At 45.0% G+C, this 16,010-nt stretch carries 15 protein-coding genes; 4 read left to right on the forward strand and 11 right to left on the reverse strand.

What is annotated here, in order from left to right:
• Positions 1 to 42: 42 nt before the first annotated feature.
• Positions 43 to 1,293 (reverse strand): TIGR03503 family protein, encoded by a 1,251-nt coding sequence (locus tag AAGA51_RS11755; RefSeq protein WP_042480070.1) that lies wholly within the window; start codon positions 1,291 to 1,293, stop codon positions 43 to 45.
• 40 nt (positions 1,294 to 1,333) lie between these two features.
• Positions 1,334 to 2,077, reverse strand: a complete 744-nt coding sequence (dnaQ, locus tag AAGA51_RS11760) for a DNA polymerase III subunit epsilon (protein WP_042480073.1) — start codon at positions 2,075 to 2,077, stop codon at positions 1,334 to 1,336.
• A gap of 56 nt (positions 2,078 to 2,133) precedes the next feature.
• Between dnaQ and rnhA the strand changes: the two genes are divergently transcribed.
• Positions 2,134 to 2,598 (forward strand): ribonuclease HI, encoded by a 465-nt coding sequence (gene rnhA, locus AAGA51_RS11765; RefSeq protein ID WP_042480075.1) that lies wholly within the window; start codon positions 2,134 to 2,136, stop codon positions 2,596 to 2,598.
• Between the two features lie 3 nt (positions 2,599 to 2,601).
• Here the strand turns inward: rnhA and AAGA51_RS11770 are convergent, their stop codons facing one another.
• The gene (locus tag AAGA51_RS11770) at positions 2,602 to 3,336 is read right to left on the reverse strand and encodes a class I SAM-dependent methyltransferase (protein WP_042480077.1); all 735 of its coding nucleotides are present in this window, start codon (positions 3,334 to 3,336) and stop codon (positions 2,602 to 2,604) included.
• 37 nt (positions 3,337 to 3,373) lie between these two features.
• On the opposite strand from AAGA51_RS11770, the gene gloB reads away from it, so the two are divergent.
• The 3 genes from gloB to AAGA51_RS11785 all read left to right on the forward strand — a co-directional run bounded on the left by gloB (position 3,374) and on the right by AAGA51_RS11785 (position 6,465).
• Positions 3,374 to 4,132, forward strand: coding sequence for a hydroxyacylglutathione hydrolase (gloB, locus tag AAGA51_RS11775; protein WP_042480080.1), 759 nt, complete (start codon positions 3,374 to 3,376; stop codon positions 4,130 to 4,132).
• A 72-nt stretch (positions 4,133 to 4,204) separates the two neighbouring features.
• Positions 4,205 to 5,782, forward strand: a complete 1,578-nt coding sequence (locus tag AAGA51_RS11780) for a LysM peptidoglycan-binding domain-containing protein (protein WP_042480082.1) — start codon at positions 4,205 to 4,207, stop codon at positions 5,780 to 5,782.
• Positions 5,779 to 6,465 carry a YIP1 family protein gene (locus AAGA51_RS11785; RefSeq protein WP_042480085.1) on the forward strand — a complete coding sequence of 229 codons (687 nt, stop codon included), beginning with the start codon at positions 5,779 to 5,781 and terminating at the stop codon, positions 6,463 to 6,465. Before AAGA51_RS11780 ends, AAGA51_RS11785 begins: the two co-directional genes overlap by 4 nt.
• Here the strand turns inward: AAGA51_RS11785 and AAGA51_RS11790 are convergent.
• From AAGA51_RS11790 to lpxB, 8 genes are all read right to left on the reverse strand, one after another.
• Positions 6,449 to 7,300 (reverse strand): endonuclease/exonuclease/phosphatase family protein, encoded by an 852-nt coding sequence (locus AAGA51_RS11790; RefSeq protein ID WP_042480088.1) that lies wholly within the window; start codon positions 7,298 to 7,300, stop codon positions 6,449 to 6,451. The two genes, AAGA51_RS11785 and AAGA51_RS11790, sit on opposite strands and share 17 nt — an antisense overlap.
• A gap of 100 nt (positions 7,301 to 7,400) precedes the next feature.
• Complete coding sequence (glnB, locus tag AAGA51_RS11795; protein WP_042480092.1) at positions 7,401 to 7,739, reverse strand: nitrogen regulatory protein P-II; 339 nt, start codon at positions 7,737 to 7,739, stop codon at positions 7,401 to 7,403.
• 81 nt (positions 7,740 to 7,820) lie between these two features.
• Positions 7,821 to 8,132 carry a c-type cytochrome gene (locus AAGA51_RS11800; RefSeq protein ID WP_042480094.1) on the reverse strand — a complete coding sequence of 104 codons (312 nt, stop codon included), beginning with the start codon at positions 8,130 to 8,132 and terminating at the stop codon, positions 7,821 to 7,823.
• A 71-nt stretch (positions 8,133 to 8,203) separates the two neighbouring features.
• Entirely contained in the window at positions 8,204 to 9,505 is a 1,302-nt protein-coding gene (gene tilS, locus AAGA51_RS11805) for a tRNA lysidine(34) synthetase TilS (protein WP_042480748.1), read from the reverse strand.
• 142 nt (positions 9,506 to 9,647) lie between these two features.
• Positions 9,648 to 10,607 carry an acetyl-CoA carboxylase carboxyl transferase subunit alpha gene (gene accA, locus AAGA51_RS11810; RefSeq protein ID WP_042480096.1) on the reverse strand — a complete coding sequence of 320 codons (960 nt, stop codon included), beginning with the start codon at positions 10,605 to 10,607 and terminating at the stop codon, positions 9,648 to 9,650.
• 45 nt (positions 10,608 to 10,652) lie between these two features.
• Positions 10,653 to 14,132 carry a DNA polymerase III subunit alpha gene (gene dnaE / locus AAGA51_RS11815; protein ID WP_042480099.1) on the reverse strand — a complete coding sequence of 1,160 codons (3,480 nt, stop codon included), beginning with the start codon at positions 14,130 to 14,132 and terminating at the stop codon, positions 10,653 to 10,655.
• 76 nt (positions 14,133 to 14,208) lie between these two features.
• Complete coding sequence (rnhB, locus tag AAGA51_RS11820) at positions 14,209 to 14,847, reverse strand: ribonuclease HII (protein ID WP_042480101.1); 639 nt, start codon at positions 14,845 to 14,847, stop codon at positions 14,209 to 14,211.
• Between the two features lie 2 nt (positions 14,848 to 14,849).
• The gene (gene lpxB / locus AAGA51_RS11825) at positions 14,850 to 16,001 is read right to left on the reverse strand and encodes a lipid-A-disaccharide synthase (protein WP_042480104.1); all 1,152 of its coding nucleotides are present in this window, start codon (positions 15,999 to 16,001) and stop codon (positions 14,850 to 14,852) included.
• Positions 16,002 to 16,010: the final 9 nt, after the last annotated feature.

Here is a 16,010-nt window from a genome sequence, read left to right on the forward strand (position 1 = left end):
AAAAGGGAGGTTTAACCTCCCTTTTCTATTATCCGCTCTGTGTTATTTCTTTGGCATGTTGAGCTGCATTTCAGGAAGCATTTCCTTACGAGCTTTAAACTTACGCATAAAGAACCAACCTATCAGCGCCAGAATAATCACAATCACGTTACCGATGGCGATATAAATAATGTATTGAGTACGTCGTTCTTCACGAATCTTTTGTAGCATCTCTTCTTGAGCGATTTTACGGCGCTGCTCTGCTTCCTCCTCCTGCATCAAGCGAGCTTGTTCAAGATCGAGCTCTTGAACCACACTGTAAGTGCTCTCTTTAATCGGAAAATAAAGCGGGCGCTTAGAAGCCAGATCGGTCGCATAAACACCACCTTCCCACGCGTAGTTACCTAAATCTCCATCATAGGGAACCGTAAGCGTCATCTTTAATGATTCAGGCTCGGCAATACCTTCAACAAGAAACTCTTTATTATCAGGCGATTGATGGCGAATGTGCGCAGCAAGTGAGCCGGGCTCGATCATCCCCTGTTCACCACTGATCACAACCTGATGAGGTTCGTTCGCGACACGCGACTGAATAAAGCTCGAAGTAAGTGGCGATGGGTATACCAACACTTCCTGTTCAAGCGCTCGTAAAAACACACCATTACCAGAAGTAATTCGCACCCGATATTTGCCAGGTTCCGGCGTAATATTGAGCTTAACCGTAAAAACGCCATCTCCGGGCTTTTCATCCAAATCTCGCCCATCATCAGCAAACTCACCAATCACGGTTGGTACAGGTCGCGCCTCTTTTACTAAGTTCTCTTCATCTTCAATATATTTACGAAAAGTGACTTTGAGATTCACTCTTTCAAGGAAATCTTTGAGCAGTAAAGGTTTGCCATCTGAGGTTAAGCGAGCCGTGAACTTCATTTCCTCGCCTTGATAAATTCGGGTTGGAAAGGTATCTGAGGTCAGCTGTAGATGTGAAATAAGCTTTACGTTGTTTTTAGGCGACACTTTACCTATTGCTTGCCAAGGCCCTGGCATTGGGTTGTCGATAGAAATAATGTCCATCGTTGGTTCTTGATACCAACGCACACTATCTGGATTTTTTGTCGCGTAATACTTTCTACCATCAGGGCGCACCAACACTACTGGCTGAGAACCTTGCTCACGGTAAATGACAAACGTTATTTGAGTAATAGTAGGATCAACACGAAATCGGTTATCTAACAAAGAAAGTGAGGATTCACGGCTAGCGAAAGTATTCAAACTCAAGAGGAGCCCCAAAAGAGCAATTCCAATCCTCAACATATCATCTCCTAAAATAGACCACTCTTACTGACGCCAAAGACTATTGACGCCAAAGGCAAGAACCACTCTTCGCGACTAAATCTAAACGTTCTTGATGCGCTTCTATTTCATCGGCGGTAGCCATCAATACCTTTAGCGCTTTTCGTCCACTTTCTACTCGCTTAATCAATCCAGCACCATTCTCGCCATCGGTTTGTGAGCCAGCGTTAAACTGAAGTGACGTTTGCCCACCAGTCATCAACAAATAAACGTCAGCAAGAATCTCAGCATCGAGCAAAGCGCCGTGAAGCGTTCGGTGCGAGTTATCTATGCCATAACGTTCACAGAGAATGTCCAAGTTGTTGCGCTTGCCGGGGAAGATTTTCTTCGCCATGGCAAGGGTATCGGTGATTTTGCAGATCTGTGCGGTTTTAAGTGAACAGCCAGCTAACTTAGAAAATTCATAGTCCATAAAACCGACGTCGAAGGGCGCGTTGTGTGCGACCAATTCAGTGTCTTTAATAAACTCTAGAAATTCTTCATGAACGTCACGATATTCTGGTTTATCAACCAAGAATTCATCGGTAATACCGTGAACTTCAACCGCTTCATCTTGAATAGGTCTATCCGGTTTTAGATAAACGTGAAAGTGGCGTCCGGTGAGTTTTCGATTGACGATCTCCACCGCACCGATTTCAATGATTCGGTGACCTTCGTAATGTGGACCGCCTTCTAGGTTCATACCCGTGGTTTCGGTATCGAGAACCACAATGCGGTCGTATTCAGAATTGCTGCTAGTATTCATAAGGATATATATGTCAGACTATGCCAAATGTGTGCGTAACCCAATAGTATCAAATCATGAAGAAACAGGTGGAAATTTTCACTGATGGATCGTGTTTAGGCAACCCAGGCCCTGGCGGTTATGGTGTTGTTCTTCGCTACAAGAACAACGAAAAGACCCTAGCAAAAGGCTATAAGCTCACCACGAACAACCGCATGGAAATGCTTGCAGCCGTTGTTGCGTTGCAAACGCTCAAAGAATCTTGCCATGTAATCCTCACCACGGACAGTCAGTACGTGCGCCAAGGTATCACCCAGTGGATCCACAACTGGAAAAAGCGCAATTGGAAAACCTCTGCCAATAAACCCGTCAAAAATGCGGATCTCTGGCAAGCGCTTGACCATGAAACGGCTCGTCACCAAGTTGACTGGCATTGGGTAAAAGGTCATGCAGGACACAGAGAAAACGAAATGTGTGACGAACTAGCACGAGCGGCAGCTGAAAACCCAACAGAAGAAGATGTAGGTTATCAGCCCGAATAACCGCTAATTTTCATCGTGTTTGATGCGGTAGTTTACTCCAACAGGAGAAAGCCGCCGTTTCAAGCGCCAGTGTGGCTTAATCGGTTTAAGTGGATAGGTACGCTTACGGGCAACAATAAAATACAAGCTACAAAACGTTGATCCAAAATCCCCTCTGCCATTTTCCAACCAAGTCCAGAATGTGCGGTACCTTTGCATCGGAAACAGTGCATATTGGTCACACTCAATCACCTGATAGTTCAGCAGCCCTAGCCAGTCCTTGACTCGATTTGGCGTGAACATTCGACCGCTCCAAGGCAAATTATTTTTGCGCCACGGCATTAAGCTCGCAAGACCCGTGAAACTGATCGGATTAAATCCCGTGATAATAATGTAGCCATCATCAATCAGTACTCTATCGACTTCTCGCAACATACGGTGCGGGTCACTACTATAATCGAGTTGATGTGCAAGGATTGCTGTATCGATGCTTTTTTCGAAGAAGGGCAAATCGAAATCATCGGCGATAACTGTATGCAATGGATTTTGTTTGTCCAAATGGACTTGATGTTGAATATTGCAGTTACAACTGGCAAGCTCGCAACTCAAGCCGCCCAGTTTTAGCATATGATAACCAAAGAGTTTCGGGCACCACTCATCGAGCCGTGTTTGGATAGACTCACTAACCCATTGACCATTTTTCAATTGAGACCAAGAATGAGGCTTCTCAATTTTTTTTTCGCTGCGTGCTGGTTTCATCGCTAACCCGCTTCACCAAGGTGACTGGAGACAACTCATGTTACAGATCAAAAGCATACCTGCATTTAACGATAATTACATCTGGCTGATTCAAAATAGCGACAACCGTTGCGCTGTTGTTGATCCGGGCGATGCCACGCCTGTTCTGGCTTATTTGGAACAACACCATCTCACGTTAGAAACAATATTAATTACCCACCATCATAAGGATCATATCGGCGGAATTCGCGAGCTTGCTAAGCAGTATCCGAATATCGAAATCATTGGCCCAAGTGATGACCCTGTTCCTTATTTGACCCAAAAAGTCACCGCTGGTGACCAAATTGAGTTGTTTGATGAACGTTTCTGGGTGCTGGGATTACCGGGGCATACTTTAGGTCATATTGGCTATGCTGGTGATGGCAAGCTGTTTTGTGGCGATGTGCTTTTCTCTGGTGGTTGCGGACGAGTATTCGAAGGCACCATGGAACAAATGTTTACTTCGTTAGAAAAAATTCTAGCCTTACCAGAAGAGACCGAAGTGTATTGCGCTCATGAATACACCGCGAACAACATTGCTTTTGCGATTGCTGTTGAGCCAAATAACGAACAGTTACAAATTTATCGTGATGAAGTGATTCGTCTTCGAGCTCAAAACAAATCCACCATTCCGACCACGCTAAGAAAAGAGAAATGGATAAACCCCTTCTTGCGTACAAGAGAGGCGAGCGTAATCAAGTCGGTAGCAAATCGCACGAAACAAAATGATCCTATATCAATATTTACCGCATTACGCGAATGGAAAAACGATTTTTAGGAATTTGCCACTTGTCAGGGTAATTAATAGACAAGTATTATCACCAGCCATTTATTGAAAAGATTGTTTTGCATGCGAGTAAAAACCAGCTGTCTGTTGGCTCTCTTATTGGCCGGGTGCCAACTTAACCAGACAGCAGAACAAACCACACAAAACGACGTTGAAGTAAACACGCCTCAACAGCAAGTCACTAAGAAAAAGCCAACGGTAGCTTCGAAACCAGTACCCGTTGAACGCGTTGTTGAACCTGTCGTGATTACGCCACAAGAACAAGAAGATGTCTGGCAGCGCATTGCCATGCAACTTACTATGGGTATTCCCAAGCAAAAATCGGTCGACTACTACCGCACTTGGTACCTGAAACATCCAAGCCATTTGCAAAAAGTGGCTGAGCGTGCACAACCATTCCTATACCTAATTACCGAGAAAATTGAGCAAAGAGGCTTACCGCTTGAGCTAGCCCTTTTGCCAATTGTAGAAAGTGCGTTTGATGCTTTTGCTTATTCACACGGTAGCGCAGCAGGTTTATGGCAGTTTGTGCCTGCAACAGGAAAAATGTACGGCCTTGAGCAGAACTTCTGGTACGACGGTCGTCGCGATGTTGATGCTTCAACCGATGCAGCTCTGACATACTTAACTAATTTAAGTAAGCGTTTCGACGGTGACTGGCAACACGCAATCGCGGCTTATAATAGTGGCGGCGGTCGAGTTTCCAGTGCTATTCGTAAGAACAAAAGCTTAGGGAAACCTATCGATTTCTTCTCACTCGATTTACCTGAAGAAACCAGCGGTTATGTGCCAAAACTACTCGCACTTGCTGACATCATCGCTAATCAGGAAAAATACGGTATCCAACTTCCTGCCATTGCCAACAAGCCCGTGCTGAAGTTAGTTGATCCTCAGGAACAACTGGATCTTGCTATCGCGGCAAAATATGCAGGCTTGGATGTTAAAGAACTTCAAAGCTACAACCCTGCATACAATCAATGGGCTACCGCACCGAACGGTCCATTCCAACTACTTCTACCAGTCGATAAAGCAGACACCTTCCTAGCGAATGCAGCAAAGCACCGTGGAGAAGGAATGAAGTTAGTTCGATACAAAGTGAAAAGTGGCGACAGCCTAAGTGTGATTGCCGCACATCACAACACCACAACTAAAGTGATTCAGACTGCGAATAATCTTTCAGGCAACGCTATCCGAGTTGGACAATATTTAATGATTCCAACATCGGTGAAAGATGAGAAAGCGTATGTTCTGAGTGCTAATAACCGTCTGCAGAAAACCCAATCTATTGCCAGAGGCAAATACAAGCTGACTCATACTGTTGCCAGAGGTGACAACCTATGGACAATCGCTCGTAAACACAATGTGTCGACCACTTCTCTGGCTAAATGGAACGGAATGGGGCCAAGAGATACCTTGAGTATCGGGCAGAAACTGGTGATTTGGAAAAACAACACTGATGGCGCGATCATCCGCACTGTTTTCTATAAAGTGCGTAACGGCGATACACTCAGTGCAATAGCCAGCAAGTTTAAAGTGAAAACAGCAGACATAGTGAAATGGAATGACTTGTCTAATAACAAATACCTGAAACCAGGTCAGAATCTAAAACTCTATGTCGATGTCACTAAGGTTAGTGTATGAACCCGTCCAGTAATCCTTTAATTATGCTGGTGGATATATTCCGTTCACCTCAAGATTGCTTTGCTGCACTGTATGAAAGAAGTGCATGGGGATGGCAGCCATTTATTGTCCTGCTGATCACTCCGTTCCTATTCTGGGGAGCTTATTTCGCAAACGTCGATTTTGAAAGGCTTAAAGCTGGCTTATCCGCTCAGATGGAAGCGACGAATCCTGATCTCATTCACTTGCTGGAAGCTGATACTTTACTGGCGAGTGAAATTATCAGTGACGTTATGAGCCGAACTCTGACCATTATTCTTCTGGCGCTTTGGTTTAACCTTGCAACCCGTCAAGGCTCGACAAAATTAGGTTTCTGGAAATGGTTTGCAGCAAGCTCAGTTGTCATTTTTCCAGCCGTCATCGGCGATCTAGCCAGCTATGCAAGCATGCTGTTAAAGCATGGACAAGTAATGAGCTACGCAGCCGATCTCAACAGTGTGAATGGCTTAATTAAGCTGCCGTTAACCAACCCTTGGTCACCTTTTACCAGTTCATTCCCTCTGCTATTGCCTTGGTATATTTTCCTCGGTTATGCAGCGGTCATTACTTGGACGCAAATAGAGCGCGCTCAGGCAATCGTTATTGCTACTCTGCCTTGGGTTGCTTACTACGGTATTTGGGCTATCACTATTGCAATAAGCTAAAGCTAAGCAGTAAAGGGTTATGATCAGAAGCGTCCGATTCGGGCGCTTTTGCATTTTCTAGCTTTAAGCCCCGATAAAACACATGGTCCAACGCTAGGCCGCTGATAAACCGCACTCGGTTATCAGGAGAAAAACCGACCTCATTCAGCCCTAAAGAAGTCAGTACCTGCTTCATCACAGTCATTCTCTCTTCACTCCAGCTATTGAAGTCTCCTGCAACAATGACAGGGCCTGTATGCTGACTCAATTCATTGGCTAACGCCTGTAACTGAAGTTGGTATTCATCTGTGCCATAAGTGAAATTAACAGCATGCAAATTCACGACCGCGAGCACTTGCCCGTTACTGAGAGGATATCGAGCGTAGATTCCCGATTTAGGAAGTCGTAACCAAGGTTCCATCTCTGTATAACCACAGGCTAAGTTAGGTGTCGTCCGAGCCAGATTAATCACTCCCGCAGACTCCCCCATCACTTTAAAAGCATTGACTTGATTACCTTCCCACCCTTGCTCTGATAGCCACTGTTTTAACCCTGTGTTAAGGCTGGCTTCTTGCAGCAGTAGTAACTGCGCATCTGAACTTAAGCGAGTAAGTTCAGCACTCCAGCCCTCTCTGTTCTGCTTATAGATATTCCACACTAGAAGGCCCAGTTGACCTTGCTGGTCTAGAGGCAAAGCTTTGTCGTCCTGAAAACAAACTAATGGTTGCCCGACACTGTTTTCGCCGACAGTGATCAGTTGAGGGTGTTCTGGAATGTTAAAAACCAGCTTATAACCAGAGAAGACTATCGCTAGACAACTCAATAAGCCAAATAACAGCAAATAACGCTTTTTCATAACAAGTACAGGCTAGGCGTAAAAATCTTGGTGGAGGAAAGAAGATATCTGAATTTCATCTGCGATGAGATGTAAAAAAAGGAGCGTTCGCTCCTTTTTTCTAAACTGCGTCTTCGTCTTCTTCGCCAGTACGAATACGGATAACACGCTCGACATCAGTAATGAAAATTTTACCATCACCAATTTTGCCTGTTTGTGCAGTTTCGATAATAGTATCGACACATTGGTCAACAACATCTTCGTTAACAACAATTTCCAACTTCACTTTTGGCAAGAAGTCGACCATGTATTCAGCGCCACGATACAGTTCCGTGTGACCTTTTTGACGACCAAAGCCTTTGACTTCGGATACCGTCATACCCGTAATACCCACTTCAGCTAACGCTTCACGAACATCATCGAGTTTAAATGGCTTAATAATGGCTTCAATTTTTTTCATGTTCATCCCTTAAACTTGTATCAATGCTCGGCATTATCCGCTAGCCCTTGAAAACAATCAAATAATTAAGTCGCTTTATACTTACTTCAAACTTGCATAGTAAGCGGCTAAGTTAGCAATATCTGCATCGTTCAACATAGAAGCTTGTGCTTGCATTACAGGTGCAAGTCCACCAGTACGCTGACCCGCTTTATAAGCTTTAATAGAAGACACTATGTATTGTTCACTTTGTCCTTTGAGGTTTGGATATCCCGGAATAACCGCAATACCATCCGCACCATGACACGCTGCACACACCGCTGATTTTGCTTTACCAGCAGCCACATCTCCAGCGACTGCATTACCCGCTAGAAGTCCAAGACCTAAAACAACACTCAATGCTAATTTATTCATTGCTCTTCCTTATGTTATTGAATTTTCTTTTTATATCACTGCTACTACTAGGGTTAATTCTGGCACGAAAATTAACGCTTGTCCCAAACCAGCGTGCAATCTTGCCCACTGAAATCACGATCAACAAACAAATTTGCCACCGCAACCACTTTATCTTGATACATGAGTATCGGCGTCCGGCGTCTTAGCCAACTCGGCACACCGTATTCCTGAAAGAGCTTTTTCAACTTTCTTGAGCCGATCCTTCCTACCGGACATGCACTTAATCCTTCTGGATTAAAGCTCACCCACAAATCTTCCACCCTTTCTGGCAGTCGAATTTCACCCTTATACTGAGTAAGATTCAAAACACCTAAGCCATCGGGCAATGGCAGATTTTGTTCAAGCAAAATTGGGCTTTTCCAGTCTGATATATCTCGACTCTCTTCAACACAATATAGACGATTATCAAAACGGCGGATCTCTCGCTCGCCAAGTTTCAGTTTTGGATTAGCATCAGCAGTGGCCAAAGCGACTTCCTGCCAAATCATCTCTGTATGTTTACGGCTTGGCATCACCATTTGATGATTAGCCAACCATTGGCGGATGATTTGCCGACGTACACCATCACTTTTCGCGCTCAATGTATCTAGTTTCAAACTTCCATCATAATGAAGTGCTTGTACAAGTTCATCTCGTAAGAGTTCATCAAGCAAAGCTTGTTGCTCAGCACACAACTCCGCACTACGTTGAACTGCTTGGTGAATCGATGGCCAACGCTGACTGAGAATAGGTGTGACTTGGTGACGAATGAAATTGCGCTCGTAGCGAACATCATCATTACTTTCATCGGTTACCCAAGTTAGATGATTCTTCGCCGCAAAAGCCTCTATATCAGCGCGTTTGACACTCAATAGCGGTCGTAACATCAAACCGTTTGAAAATGGCGCAGAAGGAGCCATAGAAGCCAAACCTTTTGGCCCACTCCCTCGTTTAAGGGCGAGTAAAAAAGTCTCTATCTGATCATCTGCGTGCTGACCTAAAAGCAGTACATCATTCGCTTGCACATGTTTAGCTAACACCGCATAGCGAGCATCGCGAGCAAGCTTTTCAATACTCTCTCCGCATTGAGTATCCAGATGCACTCGTTCTACAGTCAAAGGGATAGCAGAGTCATCGCACCATGCCTGACAACACTCAGCCCAATGATCTGCATTGCTGCTCAAACCATGATGAACATGTACCGCCGCAATTGATGCGCCGAATTCATCGCGAAAACGTGCGAGCAGCGACAACAGAACACGAGAATCAACACCACCACTCAAAGCGAGTACAAAACGGCGGGAAGAGTATGCATTCAACTGTTGGCAAAAGTGAGAGTACAAATCGAGCATAGTAGGTTTATCAACCAGTAAGGCTATCAATAAGAAACTGGGGTTAAGTGTAACGTTAAGCCAGATAAACAAAAAGGGTTGGAATGAATCCAACCCTTTAGCAAAACAATCAGCTTTAGTTGTTACTTGTTCAGAGCAGCGATTAGCAGTAACCGTAGCTCAGTAGACGTTGGTAGCGGCGCTCAAGTAGAGAATCTGTATCCAGAATTTCTAGATCCGCTAACTGACGTAGTAGTGTTGCTTTCATGTTCGCAGCCGTCTCTTCGTGGTTACGATGCGCACCACCTAGAGGCTCTTCAATGATTTCATCAATCAGTTCTAGCTCTTTCAAGCGAGGAGCAACCAGCCCCATAGCTTCAGCAGCTTGTGGTGCTTTATCTGAATCACGCCATAAGATTGATGCACAACCTTCTGGAGAAATTACTGAATACGTAGAGTATTGAAGCATGTTTACGTAATCACCCACACCGATAGCCAGTGCACCACCAGAACCGCCTTCACCGACAACGTTACAGATAACAGGTACTTTCAAACCTGACATCACTTTGAGGTTTTTAGCGATAGCTTCAGACTGACCACGCTCTTCTGCACCAACACCTGGGTATGCACCAGCAGTGTCAATAAAAGTAATGATTGGCATGTTAAAACGCTCAGCCATTTCCATCAAACGCAGTGCCTTACGGTAACCTTCAGGCTTTGGCATACCGAAGTTACGTTTTACTTTCTCACGAGTTTCGCGACCTTTTTGATGACCAATAATCATCACAGGACGGTCTTCTAAACGAGCGATACCACCAACGATAGCTTTGTCATCTGCAAAAGCGCGGTCACCCGCTAGTTCATCAAACTCAGTGAAGACATGTTCAATATAATCAAGCGTGTAAGGACGCTTTGGATGACGCGCCAATTGCGCTACTTGCCATGCACCTAAGTCGCCAAAAATTTTCTTTTTCAGCTCTAAGCTTTTCTTTTCTAGTTGTGCAATTTCTTTGTCGAGGTCAACTGAGTCGTTACCACCGTGACGAGACATGTCACGCAGTGCCTGAATTTTAGCTTCAAGTTCGGCAATTGGTTTTTCAAAATCTAGAAAATTTAGGCTCATCTACCTATCCTTTTTTACTCAGCTTGCCCTTGGCGTCGCTGAATTTTAGTTAAATTCAAGTTCTACCTGATCATTGCCAAGTAGCTGTTGCAATTCGTCTAACAATGTATCGCTAGGTGTGACACGCCATTCTGTACCAAGTACTAGACGCGCTCGCGCATCAGGGCGCTGGTAGTATACATTGACAGGAACCGTTCCTGCTCGGTGAGGCGTAAGTATTTCACTAAAACGCTCAAAAAACTGCTCATCAATTTGAGATTGCTCTATCGATATTGATAAGCCACGGGCATATTTTTCACGTGCGCTGCCCATGTCCATGACTTCGCGCGCCGACATTTTAAGGCCACCGTTGAAGTCATCAAAGCTGACCTGTCCGGAAATCACCAAAATTTTATCTTTTTCTAACAATTCTGCATACCGTTCAAGCGCATCAGAGAATAACATCACCTCCATGCGACCGGAACGGTCATCCAAAGTCATCAGACCAATTCGGGTTCCGCGCTTAGTCGTCATCACTCGCGCTGCAATGACTAAACCAGCCACTGTAATCGATTGATCACGGCGCGTTGGCGTCGCTTCATTTAAACGACAGCTAGTATAACGATTAAGTTCCTTCAGATAGGCGTTAATTGGGTGGCCTGTCAAATAAAGCCCCAAAGTTTCACGCTCACCTTCTAGCCAAACTTTTTCTGGCCACTCAGGGACTTGGGTATATTTCTGTTCGACTTCTTCCGGAGCATCCGTCAATACACCAAACATATCTGCCTGACCAAACGCTTCAGCCTGATGGTGTTGGCTTGCCGATTTCACCGCATCGTTCAGTGACGCCATCATAGCAGCGCGGTGTGGGCCTAAACGATCCAAAGCACCCGCTAAAATCAGCTTTTCAATTACACGCTTATTGACCTTTTTCAAATCAATACGAGCACAGAAATCAAACAGGTCTTTGAAGTAACCACCTTTAGCACGTGCTTCTTGTATCGCTTCGATTGGGCCTTCACCCACCCCTTTAATCGCACCGATACCATACACGATGGCACCTGTTTCATCGACATTAAAGCGGTATAAGCCAGAGTTAATATCTGGCGGAAGTACTTTCAGCCCCATGCGTATACATTCATCCACCAAGCCAACGACTTTTTCTGTGTTATCCATATCAGCGGTCATTACCGCTGCCATGAACTCCGCAGGGAAGTGCGTTTTCAGCCATAGTGTTTGATACGATACTAAAGCATAGGCTGCCGAGTGCGATTTGTTAAAGCCATATCCAGCGAATTTCTCTACAAGATCGAAGATTTTCATCGACAATTCGCCATCAACGCCGTTTTTGATCGCTCCCGCTTCAAAGACTGCACGCTGCTTTGCCATCTCTTCTGGCTTTTTCTTACCCATTGCACGACGCAACATATCTGCGCCACCAAGAGTATAACCAGCAAGGATCTGGGCTATCTGCATTACCTGTTCTTGATACAAGATAATGCCGTAGGTTGGTTCAAGCGTCTCTTTGAGAGATTCATGCTGCCAAGTTTCATCCGGATAGGAGATCGCCTCACGGCCGTGTTTACGGTCGATAAAGTTATCTACCATGCCTGATTGCAACGGACCCGGACGGAACAGTGCCACCAATGCGATGATATCTTCGAAACAGTCAGGCTGAAGACGCTTGATCAAATCCTTCATACCGCGAGATTCAAGCTGGAATACCGCAGTGGTTTCTGAATTCTGCAGCACTCGGAAGGACGCAGGATCATCTAACGGAATAGACTCGATACGAACAGGCTCTTTACCTTCTCTCTCCATTCGAGGGTTAATCAAGCCCAATGCCCAGTCAATGATAGTTAAGGTTCGTAGACCCAAGAAGTCGAACTTAACCAGACCAGCGGTTTCAACGTCATTCTTATCAAATTGAGTAACAGGGAAATGGCCTTCTGAATCTGCGTAGATAGGTGCAAAATCAGTAATTGTGGTTGGCGAAATGACTACGCCACCAGCATGCTTACCAGCATTTCGAGTACAACCTTCTAGGATTCGGCATTTATCAATCAGCTCTTTGACATCTTCATCTGAGTTATATAACTCAGGAAGTGCGGGTTCAGCCTTGAAGGCTTTTTCCAGCGTCATACCGGGATCTGGCGGAATAAGTTTTGAGATACGATCGACAAAGCCAAACGGGTGACCAAGGACACGCCCCACATCGCGGATAACCGCTTTTGCCGCCATAGTACCGAAAGTGATGATCTGTGATACCGCATCACGACCATACATTTCTGCCACGTGATCAATAACTTGGTCACGCTTATCCATACAGAAGTCGACGTCGAAATCGGGCATGGATACACGTTCTGGGTTCAAGAAACGTTCGAACAGCAAATCGTACTCAAGCGGATCCAAGTCTGTAATTTTCAGGGCGTAAGCCACCAAAGAGCCTGCACCAGAACCACGACCCGGCCCTACCGGAATATCGTTATCTTTGGACCATTGGATGAACTCCATTACGATCAGGAAGTAACCTGGGAACCCCATATTGTTGATTACTTCAAGCTCAACTTTCAGGCGTTCATCGTATTCAGGACGGCGCTGAGCTCTAACTTCTGGATCAGGAAACAAGAACTCCAGACGATCTTCCAAACCTTCTTCTGATTTTTTAACCAGATATTCAGTTTCCAGCATCCCTTCTGTTGGGAATGCAGGAAGAAAGTATTCACCCAACCGAACAGTAACATTACAACGCTTGGCTATTTCGACCGTGTTTTGCAGTGCTTCTGGGATATCAGCAAACAGCTCACACATTTCGTCTTCAGAACGTAAATATTGCTGTGGGCTATAAAGTTTCGGTCTGCGCGGGTCTTCTAATGTATAGCCATCGTGTATAGCCACGCGAATTTCGTGTGCATCAAAGAACTCTTCTGTCAGGAACACCACTTCGTTCGTAGCAACAACAGGTAGTCCTTCTTTTTCCGCCACTTCCAATGCAAAGTGAAGATAGCTTTCTTCATCCGCACGGCTTGTTCTTATCAACTCAATATAGAAATGGTCAGCGAAGTAGGTTTGATAGAACTCTACGCACTTATCAACCAGTGGTTGGTTACCTTTAAGTAGAGCTTTACCTATCTCACCCTGTTTGGCTCCGGATAAAATAATCAAACCTTCCGCATGTTTGATTAACCACTCTTTATCAATCACAGGTTGGTGTTGAACATGACCACGCAGATAAGCTTCTGATATAAGAAGCGTCAGATTTTTATAGCCAACATTATTTTTCGCCAAGATAGTAATTCGGGTCAGCTCATCACCAAACTCTTCTGAGCGCATGGCGAAATCCGCACCTATGATAGGTTTCACGCCGCAGTTGTGTGCGGTCCCGTAGAACTTAACTAAGCCACACAAGTTGGTAAAGTCGGTTAATGCCATCGCTGGCATGCCCATTTCAGCCACTTTTTTAACCAAAGGAGGCACTTTTGACAGGCCGTCAACCATGGAGAAATCACTGTGAATACGTAAGTGGATAAACTTAGGGTCTGACATTCAATTCTGTCCTAGATACTCAATATTCGCTTTTATTGGGGGCTATTCTACGTCAATACCAAACGTATTGCAGGGCTTATTCCAAGCCTAACACGCGTTTAACGGGTCCAAAACTTCTGCGGTGTTGCTCAATCACACCGTGTTGTTCAATCGCCTCGAAATGCGCTTTGGTTGGATAGCCTTTGTGTTTAGCAAAACCGAACTGCGGGAACTCTTTGTCTAACAGTTCCATTTCCTGATCGCGAACGACTTTTGCAATGATTGAAGCGGCACTGATCTGCGCCACTCGTAAGTCACCTTTGACAACGGCAATCGCGTCCATCGGTAACTGAGGCACTTTATTACCATCAATCAGAACTAAATCAGGCTTAATGCCCAAACCTTCAACCGCACGTTGCATAGCAACCATAGTGGCTTGGAATATATTCAATTGGTCAATTTCTTTTGGACTACAGCGCCCTACTGACCAAGCGAGAGCTTTTTCTTTAATTTCAGGTAAAAGCGCGAGGCGTTTTTTCTCGCTCAGTTTTTTAGAATCATTCAAGCCTTCAATAGGGTTGTTAGGATCTAAAATCACAGCGGCGGTCACCACATCTCCAACGAGTGGCCCTCTTCCTACTTCATCCACACCAGCAATCAACTGATAGCCTTGTGGTACTTCAAACGGAGGTAACTCTTGAGCAGGCTTCTTCGCTGAAGTCTTTTTTGTCGACATAATTACGCTTTCTCTATTAATTTCAGCACAGCGTGAGCAGCTTGTTCATCTGCACCTTTTCGAATCCATTGATGCATTTCGGCAAATTTTTCCAGCATCGCTTGATTGTTACCATCCAAAAGTTGGCTTACATGATGCACCAAGTTTTCTACGGTACACTCGTCTTGCAGCAATTCTTTCACCAACTCTTGCTCGGCTAATATGTTCGGCAGTGACACATAAGGTGTTTTCACTAATCGCTTCGCCAAGAAATACGTTAATGCATTAACGCGGTAACCGACAACCATAGGACGTTTTAAAAGCATACATTCCAACGCCACTGTACCTGAAGCCAATAGCACTGCATCTGAAGCGGTAATGACATTGCGCGCAGTATCGTCCACTAATACAAAATCGAGTTCTGGAGCCGTCTCTTTCCAAGCGGCTTCGAACTGCTCACGACGCTTCTGATTGACTAAGGCAACAACGAAACCAAGATCAGGGTATTTATCACGCAGTTTTTGACAGGTTTCGATAAATGGTTGTGCGAGCATTTTCATCTCACCACCACGACTCCCCGGCAATACAGCTAACCAACGGCGTGTTGGATCAAGTCCAAGAAGTTGCTGTGCGGGTAATTTATCATTTTGCAACGGAATCGAGTCTGCCAACGTGTGCCCGATAAATTCACAAGGGACATTAAACTTATCGTAAAAGGCTTTTTCAAACGGTAGAAATGCTAAAACAAGATTGGTCGCCGCTTCAATTTTAAAAATACGTTTTTGGCGCCAAGCCCAAACAGAAGGGCTGACATAATGCACAGTCTTGATACCCGCATTTTTGAGGTCCAACTCAAGGCGCAAATTAAAGTCTGGCGCATCGATGCCCACAAACACATCTGGCGGATTAGAGGTAAAGTATTTAACCAATTCGGCTTTGACTTTCAGTAGACGAGATAAGCGACCAAGCACCTCAACTAAGCCCATTACAGACAACTCTTCCATATCAAAGAGCGACTCACACCCTTGAGCTATCATTTTCGGACCGCCAATACCGACAAACTCTGCGTCTGGGTATTGCTGCTTAATTGCTTTGATAAAGCCTTCACCTAACGTATCACCAGACATCTCTCCGGCAACAATACCTACGCGCAGCGGCTTTCTCGCTTCAGACATACTTTTAGC

Origin of the sequence: Vibrio diazotrophicus, assembly GCF_038452265.1 — a bacterium.
Lineage (GTDB): Bacteria > Pseudomonadota > Gammaproteobacteria > Enterobacterales > Vibrionaceae > Vibrio > Vibrio diazotrophicus.

Bases quoted from the DNA above. Each gene is read 5' to 3' on its own strand.
- dnaE (WP_042480099.1), bottom strand. From the start codon at position 14,132: ATGTCAGACCCTAAGTTTATCCACTTACGTATTCACAGTGATTTCTCC.
- accA (WP_042480096.1), bottom strand. From the start codon at position 10,607: ATGAGCCTAAATTTTCTAGATTTTGAAAAACCAATTGCCGAACTTGAA.
- AAGA51_RS11790 (WP_042480088.1), bottom strand. From the start codon at position 7,300: ATGAAAAAGCGTTATTTGCTGTTATTTGGCTTATTGAGTTGTCTAGCG.
- AAGA51_RS11755 (WP_042480070.1), bottom strand. From the start codon at position 1,293: ATGTTGAGGATTGGAATTGCTCTTTTGGGGCTCCTCTTGAGTTTGAAT.
- glnB (WP_042480092.1), bottom strand. From the start codon at position 7,739: ATGAAAAAAATTGAAGCCATTATTAAGCCATTTAAACTCGATGATGTT.
- AAGA51_RS11770 (WP_042480077.1), bottom strand. From the start codon at position 3,336: ATGAAACCAGCACGCAGCGAAAAAAAAATTGAGAAGCCTCATTCTTGG.
- rnhA (WP_042480075.1), top strand. From the start codon at position 2,134: ATGAAGAAACAGGTGGAAATTTTCACTGATGGATCGTGTTTAGGCAAC.
- dnaQ (WP_042480073.1), bottom strand. From the start codon at position 2,077: ATGAATACTAGCAGCAATTCTGAATACGACCGCATTGTGGTTCTCGAT.
- rnhB (WP_042480101.1), bottom strand. From the start codon at position 14,847: ATGTCGACAAAAAAGACTTCAGCGAAGAAGCCTGCTCAAGAGTTACCT.
- tilS (WP_042480748.1), bottom strand. From the start codon at position 9,505: ATGCTCGATTTGTACTCTCACTTTTGCCAACAGTTGAATGCATACTCT.
- AAGA51_RS11780 (WP_042480082.1), top strand. From the start codon at position 4,205: ATGCGAGTAAAAACCAGCTGTCTGTTGGCTCTCTTATTGGCCGGGTGC.
- AAGA51_RS11785 (WP_042480085.1), top strand. From the start codon at position 5,779: ATGAACCCGTCCAGTAATCCTTTAATTATGCTGGTGGATATATTCCGT.
- gloB (WP_042480080.1), top strand. From the start codon at position 3,374: ATGTTACAGATCAAAAGCATACCTGCATTTAACGATAATTACATCTGG.
- lpxB (WP_042480104.1), bottom strand. From the start codon at position 16,001: ATGTCTGAAGCGAGAAAGCCGCTGCGCGTAGGTATTGTTGCCGGAGAG.
- AAGA51_RS11800 (WP_042480094.1), bottom strand. From the start codon at position 8,132: ATGAATAAATTAGCATTGAGTGTTGTTTTAGGTCTTGGACTTCTAGCG.